Source organism: Faecalibacterium sp. I3-3-33 (assembly GCF_023347295.1).
Taxonomy (GTDB): Bacteria; Bacillota; Clostridia; order Oscillospirales; family Ruminococcaceae; genus Faecalibacterium.
The window spans coordinates 2,432,170-2,447,161 of record NZ_CP094469.1 but is presented as its reverse complement, the minus strand read 5'-3'; the positions used below and the strand labels follow the sequence as shown (position 1 = coordinate 2,447,161).

General features: G+C 53.8%; 14 protein-coding genes. 10 read left to right on the top strand and 4 right to left on the bottom strand.

Annotation, left to right across the window (positions count from 1 at the left end; genetic code table 11):
- Nucleotides 1–6 precede the first annotated feature (6 nt).
- From MTP39_RS11515 to MTP39_RS11485, 7 genes are all read left to right on the top strand, one after another.
- Nucleotides 7–1,122: a hypothetical protein gene (locus MTP39_RS11515; RefSeq protein WP_249240614.1), complete on the top strand. Its 1,116-nt coding sequence runs from the start codon at nucleotides 7–9 to the stop codon at nucleotides 1,120–1,122.
- Between the two features lie 516 nt (nucleotides 1,123–1,638).
- Complete coding sequence (locus MTP39_RS11510) at nucleotides 1,639–2,958, top strand: DNA primase family protein (RefSeq protein ID WP_249240613.1); 1,320 nt, start codon at nucleotides 1,639–1,641, stop codon at nucleotides 2,956–2,958.
- 469 nt (nucleotides 2,959–3,427) lie between these two features.
- Nucleotides 3,428–3,844 (top strand): hypothetical protein, encoded by a 417-nt coding sequence (locus tag MTP39_RS11505; protein WP_249240612.1) that lies wholly within the window; start codon nucleotides 3,428–3,430, stop codon nucleotides 3,842–3,844.
- Nucleotides 3,838–4,674 carry a plasmid recombination protein gene (locus MTP39_RS11500; protein ID WP_249240611.1) on the top strand — a complete coding sequence of 279 codons (837 nt, stop codon included), beginning with the start codon at nucleotides 3,838–3,840 and terminating at the stop codon, nucleotides 4,672–4,674. Before MTP39_RS11505 ends, MTP39_RS11500 begins: the two co-directional genes overlap by 7 nt.
- A gap of 76 nt (nucleotides 4,675–4,750) precedes the next feature.
- Complete coding sequence (locus MTP39_RS11495; protein ID WP_156059779.1) at nucleotides 4,751–4,945, top strand: excisionase; 195 nt, start codon at nucleotides 4,751–4,753, stop codon at nucleotides 4,943–4,945.
- Nucleotides 4,946–5,052: 107 nt separating this feature from the next.
- On the top strand, nucleotides 5,053–6,285 hold the full coding sequence (locus MTP39_RS11490; protein WP_249240610.1) for a tyrosine-type recombinase/integrase: 1,233 nt from the start codon (nucleotides 5,053–5,055) through the stop codon (nucleotides 6,283–6,285).
- Nucleotides 6,286–6,770: 485 nt separating this feature from the next.
- Nucleotides 6,771–7,019, top strand: coding sequence for a DUF6061 family protein (locus MTP39_RS11485; protein WP_249240609.1), 249 nt, complete (start codon nucleotides 6,771–6,773; stop codon nucleotides 7,017–7,019).
- A 91-nt stretch (nucleotides 7,020–7,110) separates the two neighbouring features.
- On the opposite strand, the gene MTP39_RS11480 is transcribed toward MTP39_RS11485, so the two are convergent.
- The 4 genes from MTP39_RS11480 to MTP39_RS11465 form a co-directional block, all read right to left on the bottom strand.
- Nucleotides 7,111–8,589, bottom strand: coding sequence for a glycoside hydrolase family 32 protein (locus MTP39_RS11480; RefSeq protein WP_249240608.1), 1,479 nt, complete (start codon nucleotides 8,587–8,589; stop codon nucleotides 7,111–7,113).
- A 26-nt stretch (nucleotides 8,590–8,615) separates the two neighbouring features.
- The gene (locus MTP39_RS11475; RefSeq protein WP_249240607.1) at nucleotides 8,616–10,274 is read right to left on the bottom strand and encodes a substrate-binding domain-containing protein; all 1,659 of its coding nucleotides are present in this window, start codon (nucleotides 10,272–10,274) and stop codon (nucleotides 8,616–8,618) included.
- Between the two features lie 142 nt (nucleotides 10,275–10,416).
- Nucleotides 10,417–11,331 carry a carbohydrate ABC transporter permease gene (locus MTP39_RS11470; RefSeq protein WP_249240606.1) on the bottom strand — a complete coding sequence of 305 codons (915 nt, stop codon included), beginning with the start codon at nucleotides 11,329–11,331 and terminating at the stop codon, nucleotides 10,417–10,419.
- A gap of 15 nt (nucleotides 11,332–11,346) precedes the next feature.
- Complete coding sequence (locus MTP39_RS11465; RefSeq protein ID WP_097783259.1) at nucleotides 11,347–12,294, bottom strand: ABC transporter permease; 948 nt, start codon at nucleotides 12,292–12,294, stop codon at nucleotides 11,347–11,349.
- A 401-nt stretch (nucleotides 12,295–12,695) separates the two neighbouring features.
- Between MTP39_RS11465 and MTP39_RS11460 the strand changes: the two genes are divergently transcribed.
- The 3 genes from MTP39_RS11460 to MTP39_RS11450 are packed head-to-tail and all read left to right on the top strand — an operon-like array spanning nucleotide 12,696 to nucleotide 14,985.
- Nucleotides 12,696–13,703, top strand: coding sequence for a LacI family DNA-binding transcriptional regulator (locus tag MTP39_RS11460; RefSeq protein WP_249240605.1), 1,008 nt, complete (start codon nucleotides 12,696–12,698; stop codon nucleotides 13,701–13,703).
- Complete coding sequence (locus MTP39_RS11455; RefSeq protein ID WP_249240604.1) at nucleotides 13,700–14,398, top strand: hypothetical protein; 699 nt, start codon at nucleotides 13,700–13,702, stop codon at nucleotides 14,396–14,398. The genes MTP39_RS11460 and MTP39_RS11455 overlap by 4 nt, the downstream gene beginning before the upstream one ends.
- Entirely contained in the window at nucleotides 14,395–14,985 is a 591-nt protein-coding gene (locus tag MTP39_RS11450; RefSeq protein WP_249240603.1) for a hypothetical protein, read from the top strand. Before MTP39_RS11455 ends, MTP39_RS11450 begins: the two co-directional genes overlap by 4 nt.
- Nucleotides 14,986–14,992: the final 7 nt, after the last annotated feature.

Here is a 14,992-nt window from a genome sequence, read left to right as displayed (position 1 = left end):
CTAGATGTGAATGAAAGCAAATCAGAAGAAAAGAAGCAGCTGGGATTTACGAAAGAAATTCTGGATTATTTAAAGAAAAATCCATCTGTAGCGATTGCAGTTGTTTCTGCGGCAATTACCATAATGTCTATTCTTAGTAGTTATGCGGGCAGACTTGCAAATATTACTTTTCTGAAATATTGGGGAATCGATAGTTCGTATGCAGGACTTGAAAAAGAAAATGTTCTGTATCGTGTGGTCAATTCCGCTATATGGATCGCAGTAATTTGGAGCATAAGCATACTTCTTCAAAATGTGTTTATTCGCATTTATCATGATTCTATATCATACCACTATGCAAAAAATGAGATAAAAAATCTGGTAAAAATACATAAGCGCGGTTTGGAGGAATTGAAAAAAACAGAAAAGGCATTTTGGAGTGACAAAAGCGCAACTGAAGCAGACTATGCGAGATGGTTGATAATTAAAGCACATAAAATGCACTTAGAAAATCAATCCACGGAACTTAATCAATTACAAAAAATTGTCCATTGTGACATTCGAGGATTTCAAAAACGTGTTCTTGTATATCTCATTGTTGCTGAAGTTGTTCTCTTTCTTGCAATGTGGTTATCTACACTTTCGTCTAATTTATCAACGATATTAACCACATTTATTGGTAGTGCTTCCATCCTTATTATCATTTCATTATTGTCTTTTCATGTCACTAAAAATCAACGAGACACCCTGAAAAAGCAACCTGCTGATGATTTAGAGAAAGATTTTTCAGAGCGTGCAGAGGCAATACGAAAGTTAGAACGTGAACAGTATGAATTAAATTATCTTATTTACAAACCACAGTTAAAAGATTTTATCTTTAATCTGCTAGTGGCAACTATCATGATACTGTTATCTATGCCTATTGAGGGCTATTTTAATGCTCGTCTTTCTCAAACTTTTTTAATTGTCACCGAAAATGAAAAAAGTGAAGCTATTCTCTTTCACGGAGGCGACACATATATTCTTGAAGAAGCAAAGATTGATGAAAATACAATTGTTATTGATACGTCAAAACAGCGAATCTTGAAGACCGATGATATTTCTTTTGAAAAGAAAACTTTTGAGTCTGTTGTAAAGAAATAAATGTCATACAACCTTGTCAAGAGGGCTGGCACCGTCCAGCCCTCTCTCTTTTTGCCAAAGTTTCCCTTGTCTTTTCTTGCAAGTTGCCGAAAACAACGCGTTTTCAAAAGTTTTTGTTGACACGGCTCGATTTTTGTGGTAATCTATCCCAACAATTGAATATAACATATTTTTACATATTCGTTCAGACCCTGCGGGGCTGAACATTTTGGCTTTCAGCCGTTACATAACCGACTAGCATGACCTTCCAGAAAAAGCGAAGGCAGGGCTGGTCTGTTTTGTGACGGCTTTTTTGTTGCCGTTTTGCTTGTTGCACCTTGAAAACCGCATGACCGTCTGCATGGGATACCCGGCCATGACCCCAAAATGGGAGAGCCGGAAAACGCCGCCGGAAGGGGGCAGGAAATCCATGCGGGGAGAACGGCAGGACGTTGATTTCCCAGTTGCGGAGAAAAACGATGTACTCAAAATGAGCACATCGTTTTTCCGTAACGCCAATGAAAGGATGGAATGCCTATGAGTAATTTTACCCCTGCATGGATCAAGAAAGGCTTCTTCAACGAATCCCTGTTTTGTGACGATTTTCTCAGCACCCACCAGCTCCTCTATGTGAATGGCACATTTTTCACCCCGGACGGCAGGGTCACAGACACCATGAACCTGCGCTGTGAAATTTTCGATATGCTGCGAGACCATATCGGCGCAAATATCGCCAAACGGGTCAGCAATGTCGTGGACGTACTGAAGCTGGCGGCACAGGTGGAGGACTTCCCGCCCATCACCGACCGCATTGCGCTGGCAAACGGCACCCTGTATCTGGACGGCACCTTTCAGGAAGGCAAGCCGGAGATCGTCCGCAACCGGCTCCCGGTCAAATATGACCCGAAAGCTGCCCAGCCCATCCACTGGCTGCTGTTCCTGTCCGACCTGCTCTACCCGGAGGACATTCCCATGGTGCAGGAGTTCATCGGCTATTGCCTGATCCCCAGCAACAAGGGGCAGCGCATGATGGTCATCAAGGGCAACGGTGGCGAGGGCAAGTCGCAGATCGGCGTGGTGCTGTCCCGGCTGTTCGGCTGCAATATGAAGGATGGCAGCATCGGTAAGATCTCGGAGAACCGCTTTGCCCGTGCCGATCTGGAGCACACCCTGCTCTGCGTGGACGACGATATGCGGATGGAAGCCCTGCGTCAGACCAACTACGTCAAGTCCATCGTGACCGCACAGGGACAGATGGACTTGGAGCGCAAAGGCAAGCAGAGCTATCAGGGCTGGATGTATGCCCGCCTGCTGGCGTTCAGCAACGGTGATCTGCAGGCATTGTATGACCGCTCGGACGGTTTCTACCGCCGACAGCTTATCCTGACCACCAGAGAGAAACCTCTGTCTCGTGCGGACGACCCGGACATTGCCGAGAAGATGGCTGCAGAGGTCGAGGGTATCCTGCTATGGGCATTTGAGGGCTTGCAGCGGCTGGTGAAGAACGGCTTTCAGTTCACCGAGAGCGACCGTGCCAAGCGCAACCGGGAACTGGTGAAGCGGGATAACAACAATGTGTTCGATTTCCTCGAATCCGAGGGCTACATCCGCCTGAAGGCGGATGCCTGCACCAGTTCGAAAGAGCTGTATGAGGTTTACAAGATGTGGTGTGAGGAGAACAGCCTGAATGCGATCAAGGCCAGAGGGTTCAGCGATGCGCTGATCGCCAACCAGCGCAGGTATAATCTGGAATCCACCAACAACATCGTCAATTCGTCCGGGCGGAGAGTCCGAGGCTTTGTGGGCATCGAAGCCCTTGTGCAGCCCGACCTCACCCCCAATGGCTGGCGGACGTGACCCCCATAAAGGAGAATATGGGCGTTTTGCTGCGTACGTGCGTACGCGGCAGATGCTTTTTCTCTGTACGCACGTACGCAGCGATTGACCGAAAACGCGCCATATAAGGGGCTTTGGTTGGTGGTCAAAACGACCACCAACCAACCCCATAGCGTTAAGTGCCGGAAAGCGGCACTTGCCAGCATCCACCCAAATCCCCAAAATGGGAATCAGGGTGAGATGGCCGTTATCAGACCGTTTATCTGCCTGTTACCATTTTGGTAACAGGCAAAATCAGAGGGGCAAAATGACCCTCTGAAAACCGGACGAGCTGTCCATACGGGACAGCTTGCCCGGTGCAGGAGTGCAGAGGACGCAGTCCTTTGCCCCAGTGATATGATGCTGTGCGTCATATCCTACTGGGTATTATCTGGCGCAAAACGGCGGCAGATCCAGCAGCTCCGCTGCTGCGTTTTTCCACGCCAAGCTGTTGAAACGGAGGGATGTCTATCTGAAATTAACGCGACACAACGGACGAGCCGGAACCCACGGCACCTATAACCCAAAACACAATGACCGCAGTTTCAACCTTGCCAACAGTGAGCACATCGACCCGGAACGAGCCAAGGGCAACATCTACTGGGATTGCTTCCACGGTTTCCGTTCGGCTCTCGATCCGCAAGACCCGGACGATCTGGCAGCGACCTTCTCAGATGTGGAACGGCAATTCTACGAGACCCACTACACGGCCTTCATCGAAAACCAGAACGAGCGTAACGCAAAGATCCGGCACGCCGAACGAAACCGCAGCATTCCCGACCTGCTGTCAGCCGCAAGACCTGCCCGGAAGAAACCATCTATCAGCTGGGAACGCTGGATGAACACGCTTCCGCAGAGGACTTGCTGAACATCGTCACCGAGTTCATTGACGAGTTCAAGTCCAAGTTTGGCGACCATGTTCATGTGCTGGACTGGGCGTTGCATCTGGATGAAAGCACTCCCCACATCCATGAGCGTCATGTGTTCGACTGTGAGAACAAGTACGGAGAGGTCGCACCCCAGCAGGAAAAGGCACTGGAAGCGATGGGCTTCGACTTGCCCGACCCGGACAAGCCCCTCAGCCGCCGCAACAACCGCAAAATCACCTTCGATGCCGCCTGTCGAAAAATGCTGTTTGAGATTGCAAAACGTCATGGGTTAGATTTGGAGGAAGAAGCGGAGTACGGCAACCGCAAATATCTGGAAAAGCAGGACTTTATCCTTGCCAAGCAGAAGGAGCAGCTTACCGCCCAGCAGAACAAGCTGGACGAATTGACCCTCAAGGTCAACGACATGGAAGCGCTGATCGATGAAGTTTCGGCTGCGGCCTACGACAAGGCGGTGGAGGTCGTGACGGACGTAGTGCGCACCGAGACCCGGAAGGAAGATATGCGGATGATCGAGGACACGAAGAAGTGGGTGCTATCCCCAGAATGCAAGGCTCCCAAAGCCACGAGGGAATATGCCGCCCACCGTTTGGATGGCGTGCTGGACAAGTTCCTCAAGACCATGCAGACCAATGCTATTCGCTTGCAGGAAAAACTCCTGAGACCGGAAATCCGGCAGAAAGGCAAGGAGCAGGTCAGGGAGAAAGCGCGGGATTCCGTTCTGCAACTGCTGAGCCGTTTGCAGGCAGAACAGGCACAAAACAAACCAGCGGCACAACTCCGCACACAGGAGGGGCACTCGGAAATCTGAACTCATCGGGAACGTTTGGGGCAGAAAGCTGGCACTTTCTGCCCCGGCACCCGGTTACAAGGAATTGGAGGTGCAAGTGAAAGAAGTTCCGATTTGGCAAAAGAGTAATCTGACCTTGGAGGAAGCGGCGGCTTACTCTGGGATCGGTATCAATAAACTGCGGTCAATGACCGATAGCGATGAATGCAAGTTCGTCCTTTGGAACGGAACCAAACGGCTGATCAAACGCCGTAAGCTGGACGAATATCTGGACAAGGCATTCTCGATCTGATGCGGTTCAAAAATTGATCGTTTGATGTTGCAGGGAGTCTTGCGTCATGGTATACTCATGGCGTAAGGCTCCTTTTCAACATTCTGTGCATGAAAAGGAGAGTTTATATGCAAAGACGTAAAGATAATAAAGGCCGTGTTTTGAAGGATGGCGAGGTCTACCGCAAGAGCGACGGGCTGTATATGTACCGTTGGACTGCGAAAAACGGAAAACGCCATACCATCTATGATGCAACCTTGGAGGGGCTGCGCGAAAAGGAAGAGAAGATCCAGCATGACTTGGCAGAAGGCATCCGCATCCCGGAGTGCAGTCTGACTCTGAACGATCTGTTTGAACTGTGGCGTAAGAACAAGGTGGGCTTGAAAGAACATACCTTCGCCAATTACGTCTATATGTACAATCGGTTCGTCCGGGATGAGATCGGCATGATGAAGCTCAGGGACATTCGCAAGTCGGATATCCGCAGCTACTACAATGGCATCGTCCGTAACGGCAAGATGGCGTTGAACACGCTGGAAACAATTCAGAATGTTCTCCATCAGGTCTTTGCGGTGGCGGTGGACGATGAGTACATCCGTGTGAATCCCACGGATGGTGTCCTGACGGCTATAAAAGCCGCCCACCAGTACGAAACGCCCAAACGCCACGCTCTGACCCTGCCCCAGCAGCAGGCGTTTCTGAATTTCATCAAGAAAACGCCGAAGTTCCAGCACTGGCTCCCGATGTTCACCTTCATGCTGGGTACCGGATGCCGCATCTCGGAAACGGTTGGCCTGTGCTGGGGTGACATCGACTTCGAGAGTGGGTTTATCACCATCCAGCACAATCTGGTGTACCATGACCACGAGGTCGGCGGCTGCTATTTCACCATGTCCACACCCAAGACTGCCGCAGGCAAGCGGGCGATTCCGATCTTGCCCGAAGTGCGGAAGGCACTGGAGCAGGAGCGCACCAACCAGCAGGAGCTGGAACTGGTATGCGAATACGAAATCGACGGAATCTCGGACTTCGTATTCCTGAACCGCTTCGGCCAGCCGCAGAATCCGCAGACGGTTAACCGTGCCATCAAGCGCATCAGCGTGGCATACAACGAAGCCGAACTGGAAAAGGCCGAAAAGGAAAAGCGGGAGCCGCAGCTGCTGCCGCCCTTCTCCTGCCATAATCTCCGGCACACGTTCTGCACCCGGCTGTGCGAAAATGAGACCAACCTGAAGATCATTCAGGACATCATGGGACACAAGGACATCAGCACTACGATGGAGATTTACGCAGAAGCCACCAAGGAAGCCAAAGCCCATTCCTTTGCAAATCTGAACGGTAAACTGGGCATTTCGGTCTGAAATCTACTACACCAACCACTACACCACTTTTACACCAAATTGCCGGTAAGTTGTGGAGAGTTGCGTAGGGTGACGTACGGGAGCAGGAAAAAGGAAGCCGCATGGATAGGCTTATAACGGAAAATAAAGCCATTTGTGAGCCTTCCTTGACCTGTCCCCACGATGAAGCCGATTGAGCAGTAAATTTCCAATTTGTAATTAGAAAAGCCTGAAACTTCTTGATGTACCGAGAGGTTTCAGGCTTTTTCTTTTGATGAATTTCCAGTAAAAACTACGCCATACGCCAATTTTACGCCAAACGATGCAGGATTTTGTGCAGAGCAAAAAGAGCGTTGTTCTAGTTTTGGTGTAAGAATCGGGCGTGTGGTGGATGGGTGTAGACCTGTAAAGGGCTGCATCACAAAGTGGATTCATGGATCTGCAAACGGACAGCCGGAACTTTTCACCACAGAAGAAGTAAATGTGAAAAACATGGAGGTTTTCTTATGAACAAACTACTTTCCTGCCGCTACAACATGGACACCAACCGGGTGGAAGCCCGGTTCGAGGATGGCACCACCGTTGCCATCGACTGCACCGCCATCGAGGACGAGTACGGCAATACTCCGACGCAGCGGGCAGAGTTGGACTGGCTGCTGTTCAACAGGCCGCTGGAGTACGCGCAGCTTGTGCTGAGTGATAAGATGGAGCATTATCTTTCCCTTGGCTGCGAACACGGCAGATTAGAGGACTAACCTTACATAGAAGCAACAACAGCCCCGCTCTGGTGAAGGAATCCAGAGCGGGGCTGTGTTGATGAAGGAGAAATGAAGGGAATATCAGGTTTTACAGATTCAGTTCGTACTGCTCCACGGTCAGGTTGACATCACTGCCGGTGGCCGCAAAGGTGATGTCCTGCGCCGACTGCGGGGTATAGATCCATGCGGTCATGGTCTGCTCGCCATCGTTGGCGAAAACTTCGATGCTGTTTTTATCCAGCAGGATGCGGAGCTTGAGTGCACCGTTCTGGCTGCGCACCTTGCAGCTGCGGCGGTGAACGATGTCGGCACGGGAACCGGCATAGCTGCGATCCAGCGTCAGCTCGGAAGTGTATGGATCGTAGGTCAGGCTGGTGTGATGGTCTGCATCGGCGGCCAGCTTCAGGGTGAAGGAGCGGTATTCGCCGGGCTGCACCGTGACGGTCAGGTCGGCCACACGGCCTTTGATGCCTTCCAGAGAAGTTTCGTTTTGCACCGTCACATTTTCGTGGAAGATGCGCTTGCCGTGGACGGCATCCAGCTCCCGCACCGGGGCCTGAACAATGCGCCCGTCCTTGATGTGCAGTTCGCGCGGGCAGATGGTCTGTCCGAACCACTTGCAGCCCTGAGGCTTATCCTCGGTGTCCGACCAGGTCTGCAGCCATGCGGTCATGATCCGGCGGCCATCCGGGGCAAGGGTGGTCTGGGTGGCGTAGAAGTCGATGCCGCCGTCCATCAGCTGCACGTTTTCCTTGGTGAAGGTGTGGGTGGCTTCGTCGTAGCTGCCGATGAAGGCAATCACGTTGTGACCGTTGTGGAACTCGCCCTTGGGCAGCATCTCCATGGGGCCGAGCATCAAGACCTGCTTGCCGTCCAGTGGGAAGAAGTCCGGGCACTCCCACATTTTGCCGTACTGATTGTTGCAGCGTTCCAGCACCGTGACAAAGTGCCAGTCGAAGCCGTCCTTGCTCTGGAACAGTGCCGCTGCGCCGCTGCCGTCCTCGGTCAGGCAGACGGTGACGGCGGAGTAGGTGCCATCGGCCTCACGCCAGATCTTGGGGTCCCGGAAATCGAACCTGCTGAAGCCTTCCGGCAGGTCTTTCTGGGTCAGCACCGGGTTGCAGGCAGGCTTTTCGTAGTCGAGACCGTCACCGATGGCAATGCTCTGGGTCTGGATATCCCGCATCTCCCCATTGGGCTGCTTTTCTGCCACCACGCTGGTGTACATCAGCAGCTGCCTGCCGTCGTCCATCTCGGTGGCAGAGCCGGAGAAACAGCCGGGGCCATTGTCTGCCGGGGAATCCGGTGCGAGCGCGCAGGGCAGATACTCCCAGTGCAGCAGGTCGGTGCTGACCGCGTGCCCCCAGTGCATGGGGCCCCAGTGGGTCGCATAGGGATTGTACTGATAAAACTGATGATACTGCCCCTTATAATAGGAGAAGCCGTTGGGGTCGTTGAGCCAGCCCACATAGGGGGTCATGTGGTAGACAGGGCGTTCCGCCGGGGAAATGGCAGCGCCGTGCTCGGCTTCGTAGGCACGAGCTTTGTTCAAAATTTCACTTGGCATCGCGGATGCCTCCTTGCGTCTTAGAATCAGGCGTTAGCCTTGTAGCGGTCGTATGCGCCCTGGTAAGCTGCCAGCAGCTTATCCATGCCGCAGCTATTGGTCAGGGTGTCCAGATAGGCTGCCCACTCGCTGTCGGAGGGGCCACCGTCCTTCAGCCACAGACCTTCCTGCTCAGAGACTGCATTCTCAAAATCTGCACGGTAGCGGTCAATGGTGTCCAGTTCCTCGCTGGTGAACACGCAGTCGATGGGGTAGGTGGTGGCGTCGTCCACAAAGGGCATCCAGTAGTTCTCAAGGTCGGTAAGACGCTCGATGGCACGGTCCTCCATGTAGAAGTACTCGTCGTAGTACTCGCTGAGAATCAGCTTGGGACCCCAGACCTCGTAGGTAGACTTCAACTCACCGGCACCCTTGTTGTACTTTGCCTTGGCCTCCTCCTCGGTGATGGACTTCCACTTGCCGTTGGCGTCCTGCTCGGTGAAGAACACGCCAATGGGGCCGTACTGCAGCTGCATCACGGTCTCGCCGTCATACCACTGGTCAAAGAACTTCAGCAGGTTGGCAGGGCTCTGGCACTTGTTGGTCACATTCAGGTTGCCACTGTTGGTACCGCCGCCGGTACGTACGGTGACGTTGTGGGTGCCGTCCGGGCCGTCCAGCACGGGCAGGAACACATAGTCCTTGGCGTAATCGCCCATCAGTTCCTCGATGTACCACCAGGTGGAAACGCCCAGATAGCCCTGTGCGCCCTTAGCCAGCAGCTGGTTGGCATCCTGACTGAACATCTCCACGTCCATCAGACCCTCGGCGTACCAGTCGTGGAAGTAGGTGACCGCCTTGCGGTAGTTGTCCTCGGCGCAGACAAAGCGGCACTTGCCGTCCTTCTGCAGAACCAGATCGTTGCACACATCGTTAGGCCAGTTGGTGAAGCCGAAGCCTGCGTAGAAGATGTTCTGACCCCAGCACCACTCGTCAAAGCCGGTGGACATGGGGATGGTGCTGCCGGGTGCATTACCGTAGACCTTGGCAGACATATCGTTGTCCTTGAAGGCCTTCAGGGCGGTGTGCAGCTCGTCCAGCGTGGTGGGCACTGCCAGCCCCAGCTCGTCCAGCCAGCGCTTGTTGATCATGGAGAACTGCGGAATGGTGAAGATGCTGTAATCCTCGTCGTCACCGATACCGGCAGTGCCCATCTGCTCGGCAGCGGGCAGACCGTAGATGCAGCCGTCGCTCATGGTGATAGCGGCGCGGATGTTGGGGTGCTCGTCCAGGATCTTGGTCAGGTTGGGCATGATCTCGGCGTTGATATAGGGGGTCAGGTCCAGGAAGGTGCCGTCTGCACCGTAGTTGGCGATATCGTAGTTGGAGAAGCCCACACCCATAAAGGCATCCGGCAGCTGGTCGCCTGCAATGCGGATGTTCACCTGCTCGCTGAGGGAGTCGCTCATGGTCTCGTAGTTGAGTTTAACGCCCACGTTATCTGCCAGCTTCTTCAGCACCTCGTTGTCGTTGTAGCCGGGGCTCAGGGCAGACTGACCGCCCACGATGTCAAAGCTGGTCTGGTCGGTGTTGGAGGGGTCCGGTCCAGCGGCCTTTTTGCTGCCGCCGCAGGCAGACAGTGCCACGGCAGAACCGGCAACGGCGCAAACCTTCAGGAAATTGCGGCGAGAGATCATCTTTTTCATGGTTGTTCTCCTTTTCTGTAATGTTATATCAGATTCTTTTCGTTTTCTGGAATGGGCAGCGGCTTCAGTGCCCTCTTGCGGTGCTCTGCATCCGCTTCGTGCCTTGGGTGGCACTCGCGTCTTGCAGGCTGCGGTCGAAATTTTAGCCTTTCACGGCACCTGCCATGAAGCCTTTTTCAAAATACTTCTGTACAAAGGGGTAAACGATCAGCATGGGGGCAGCTGCCACGATGATGGAAGCAAACTTGATCATTTCGGTCAGCTTATTCAGTTCTGCAAAGCCGCCCGCTACCATGGAGGATTGGCTGGCACTGGTGGAGCTCTTGATCAGGATATTGCGCAGCACCAGCGGCAGCGGAGCCTGATCGGCTCTCAGGTAGATCAGAGCGGTGAACCAGTCGTTCCAGTAGGCCACCATGCTGTACACCACCATAACTGCCATGATGGAACGGCTCAGGGGAATGACCATCTTTACAAAGACGGTCCACTTGGAGGCACCGTCGATCTCGGCGGCTTCCAGCAGTTCTCTGGGAATGTTGTTCTCGAAGAAGTTGCGGACGATGATCACGTTGCCCACAGCCACCACACCGGGCAGGAACAGCGCCCACATACTGCCCAGCAGACCGGTCTGCTTGACGATGAGGTAGGTAGGCACCAGACCGCCGCCGAAATACATGGTGATGACGAAGAACAGGCTGATGTACTTGCGCCCGGGCAGATCCTTCACGCTCAGCGGGTAAGCCACAAGATAGATCATGACCACCGAGTAGATGGTGCCGATGACAGTGTACTTGATGCTGTTCAAAAAACCGGAGAACAGCGCACTGTCTGCAAACACAGCCTGATAGCCCTTCAGGGTGAACTGGCTGGGCAGCAGGAAGGTCTTGCCGGCGTACACATCGTAGGGATCCGAGAAGGATGCCACCAGAACGTAGTACAGCGGGTAAGCCACAATGAGCATGACGGCGGCGCAGATGACCACCAGAACGATGTCGCTGACCTTATCGGACAGACCGCCGGGCTTCTTTTGACGGGATGCTGCAATGTTTTTTGCCATAACGGTTCGCCCCCTTTACACAAAGCTGACGTCTGCCGCCTTCTTGGCGATGCGGTTGACGATGATAAGCAGGATGATGTTGACCACCGTGTTGAACAGACCCACAGCGGTGGAATAGCTGTACTTGGCGTTGATGATGCCCTGTTCATAGACGTACACGGCGATGATATCACTGGTAGCCTTGTTCAGCTCGGTCTGCAGCAGCAGCACCTTTTCAAAGCCCACGTTCATCAGGTTGCCTACACTCATAATGAGCTGCAAAACGATCATGGGTACCAGCTCCGGAATATCAATGTGCAGGATGCGCTGGAACATGGAAGCGCCGTCGATCTTGGCTGCTTCGTACAGGCTGGTATCCACAGCAGCCAGACAAGCCATATAAATGATGGTACCCCATCCGGCTTCCTGCCAGATGCCGGAGGCCACATAGATGGTGCGGAAGGCGGTGCTCTCCGAAAGGAAATCCACGCTGGTGCCGAGGATCAGGTTCAGCAGACCGCCCGACGGACTGAGGAAGATCTTGATCATACCGCAGATGACCATGGTAGAGATGAAGTGCGGCGCATACAGCACCGTCTGCACCACCCGCTTGAACTTTGCAAAGCGCAGCTGGTTGATGCACAGGGACAGGATGATGGGGATGGGGAAACTCCACAGCAGGCTGTACAGGCTCAGCAGCACGGTGTTTTTGATCATGCGCACACAGTTGGGTGCGGTGAAGAACCGTTCAAACCAGTACAGGCCGACCCACTCGCTGCCGGTGATGCCGCGGCTTGCCTTGAAATCGCGGAAGGCGATCTGGATGCCGTACATGGGCCAGTACTTATAAACGATGGTCAGCACCACCGGGATCAGCAGCATCACATAGAGCTGCCAGTTTTCCCGCAGCCGTTGGCTGAGGCTTTTGCGGTGGACCGGGATAGCGTCCAGCTGACGTGCAGCAGCTGGCGAGGTCTGCGTCATAAAAACTCCTCCTTCTGTTTTTACGCTGCCCACAGACCCGTGGGCGGGGTTCCCTGCCGTTCGGGGATCGTTTTTGCCGTTTCTCGTGAAACGTTACACGGCTTGCAACACAAAGATAGCACGCCAGCGTTTTTGTGTCAACAGGATTTTACGCAAAAAACGCCTTGTATCCATGTTTTCAATGTTTTGCACACTCGGAGTAGGATGTTTTTGTGCAAATTGCAGCATTGTGCAGCCGTGAAACGGTTCATGAAATTTCACGAAAAAAGCCTTTACATTCTGGAAAAACCATGCTATACTGAAGCTGCAAGAACCTCAGAGTTAGCAGGAATACAGCAAAATTTCCTTTGATATATATCCACTTGAAATAGAAACGTTTCACGAACAAAGGAGTGGCCCGCATGGCAAAACAGAACACCGCCCCTACTATGAAGGATGTGGCCAAGGAGGCAGGAGTCTCTCTGGGCACTGTATCCAAGGTCATCAACGGCATCCCGGTGGGCGAGGAATACCGCAAAAAGGTGGAGCAGGCCATCAAGGAACTGGACTACCACCTGAACGCCTATGCGCGCGGCCTGAAAAGCAACCGCACCAATACCATCGCCGTCATCCTGCCCACCATCGCACATCCCTATTTCGGCCTGATCGCTCATTGCATCAACAGCTCGCTGCAAAAGCGCGGCTACCGGATGCTGCTCTGCGATACCGACTATGACAATGAAAAAGAGCAGGAAATGATCCGCATGGCCGAGCAGAACAAGGTGGACGGCATCATTGCCCTGACCTATGACCCGAAGCTGGAAGTACCCTCGGAGATCAACTCCGTCTCCATCGACCGGTATCTCGGCACCAACATCCCCTGCGTGGCATCAGATAACTACGCAGGCGGGCGGCTGGCCGCCGAAAAGCTGATGGAAAACGGCTGCAGGAAGCTCGCCTTCCTGCGCGTCGGTTCCAGCATCGTGGGCGAGACCAACAAACGCAAGGACGGCTTTGTGGCCGCCTGTGAAGCCGCAGGCGTTCCTTATGAAATAAAGAATCTGGAAGATGCGCGGGACGGCACCGTCTTTGACCCCATGGCCGAGTTCGCGGTGTTCCTGGACGATCATCTGCAGGACGGCGTGTTGGAGTTTGACGGCATCTTCTGCGTGACCGACCGTCTGGCCTACCAGATTGTTCAGCTGCTGCGTCTCATGGGGTTTCGGGTGCCCGAGGACGTGCAGGTCATCGGCTTTGACGGGCTGCGCACCTTCGGCGACATGGATTATTACTGTTCCACCATCGTTCAGCCCGTGGACGCCATCGCAGAGACCTGCGTGGAAGTCGTGCTGAACGAGAACCGCGCCAATACCCCCTCCCTGCTGTGCCTGCCGGTCAGCTATGCTTACGGCGGCACCACCAAGGCATGACCGCCCCGGAAAAAGGCCGGTGGTACTGGGCAAAAAACTGGCTGCATTACCACTGGGTCTATCTCGTCATCGCAGCCCTGGTGCTTTGGGTCGGCATCAGCTGGCTGGCCAACGCCCTGCACTGGGGCGAGACCCTGCCGGACTATCAGATCGCCTATGTGGGCAAAAGTTCTCTGCCGGAGGATACCGCCCATGCCATTGAAGCAGCCTTTGCACAGTACGGCGAGGATCTGAACGGCGATGGCGTTGTCTGCGTCAGGCTCAACCAGTACGTCAGCGACACAGAGGACGTGGAAAACGCCTCGACCTATGCACTGGCGGCGCAGATGCAGTTTCTTTCCGACATGAACGCTGAGGACAGCTATTTCCTGCTGTTGGACGACCCGGCGCATTTTCAACTGGACTATCAGGCACTGGCAAACTGGGACGGCACCCCGCCGGGCGACAACGACTATACCGCCACCGGAAAGACCGTGCCTTGGGCAGACTGCCCGGTGCTGGCCGGATACGACCTTGGAACGTATCAGACCACCGTGTTGGGAACCACCGTTACTGGCAGCAGCGCAGAACTGGTAAACGGATTATTTTTAGGCCGCAGGGCCTTTTATGAAGAGCCCACGAACGAAAAAGCCGCTCATGCCCGGGAAGGAGCACAGCGGCTATGGAAGATTCTGACGGAAGGAGCAACTCCATGAAACGGAAATGGTTGTGTGTTGTAGCACTGGCGCTGGCGGCAGTGCTCTGTACCGGCTGCGGTGTGAAGGATGAAGATTTGAAAAGCGACCCGCTGGTAAATGCGGATGGCACCGCCCCGGTGGGCAAAACACTGGTTGCCCCTGCTCCGCCGGAGGGCTTTACCCTGCTGGACAACAAAGACATCCTTGCAGCCAACGGTCTGTACTATGCTTCCTGGGTCAGCGGAGACCCCCAGCCCTACGAAAACAGCGAGGGGAAAACCGTAGACCTCTACGATGCCCAGCTCACGCTTGTCGTGCAGGAAAACAAGACGGAGGACAAAGCCGCCTCTGCGGTAGAGGGCTGGCAGACGCTGGCACAGCAGAACTACGATATTTCCGACACACAGACCCTGACTGCCGCCGGGCAGGAATATACGGTCATTCAGTTCACCTATCAGGATGAAAGCAATCCGTATGCGTCCGGCGTTGCGGCCTTCGCACAGCGCGGCACAAGTGCAATCGAGTGGGAACTTTCCTGTCAGGACAGTTATTCCGGCGATGCGCTGAAAGTCCTGACCGATTTTCTGAACAGCTGTACTTATTAAAGGAGGG

What these genes read in the sequence shown, in the direction of transcription:
- MTP39_RS11470 (WP_249240606.1), bottom strand. Translation starts at nt 11,331, where the DNA reads ATGGCAAAAAACATTGCAGCATCCCGTCAAAAGAAGCCCGGCGGTCTG.
- MTP39_RS11510 (WP_249240613.1), top strand. Translation starts at nt 1,639, where the DNA reads ATGAGTAATTTTACCCCTGCATGGATCAAGAAAGGCTTCTTCAACGAA.
- MTP39_RS11450 (WP_249240603.1), top strand. Translation starts at nt 14,395, where the DNA reads ATGAAACGGAAATGGTTGTGTGTTGTAGCACTGGCGCTGGCGGCAGTG.
- MTP39_RS11485 (WP_249240609.1), top strand. Translation starts at nt 6,771, where the DNA reads ATGAACAAACTACTTTCCTGCCGCTACAACATGGACACCAACCGGGTG.
- MTP39_RS11475 (WP_249240607.1), bottom strand. Translation starts at nt 10,274, where the DNA reads ATGAAAAAGATGATCTCTCGCCGCAATTTCCTGAAGGTTTGCGCCGTT.
- MTP39_RS11465 (WP_097783259.1), bottom strand. Translation starts at nt 12,294, where the DNA reads ATGACGCAGACCTCGCCAGCTGCTGCACGTCAGCTGGACGCTATCCCG.
- MTP39_RS11455 (WP_249240604.1), top strand. Translation starts at nt 13,700, where the DNA reads ATGACCGCCCCGGAAAAAGGCCGGTGGTACTGGGCAAAAAACTGGCTG.
- MTP39_RS11490 (WP_249240610.1), top strand. Translation starts at nt 5,053, where the DNA reads ATGCAAAGACGTAAAGATAATAAAGGCCGTGTTTTGAAGGATGGCGAG.
- MTP39_RS11460 (WP_249240605.1), top strand. Translation starts at nt 12,696, where the DNA reads ATGGCAAAACAGAACACCGCCCCTACTATGAAGGATGTGGCCAAGGAG.
- MTP39_RS11480 (WP_249240608.1), bottom strand. Translation starts at nt 8,589, where the DNA reads ATGCCAAGTGAAATTTTGAACAAAGCTCGTGCCTACGAAGCCGAGCAC.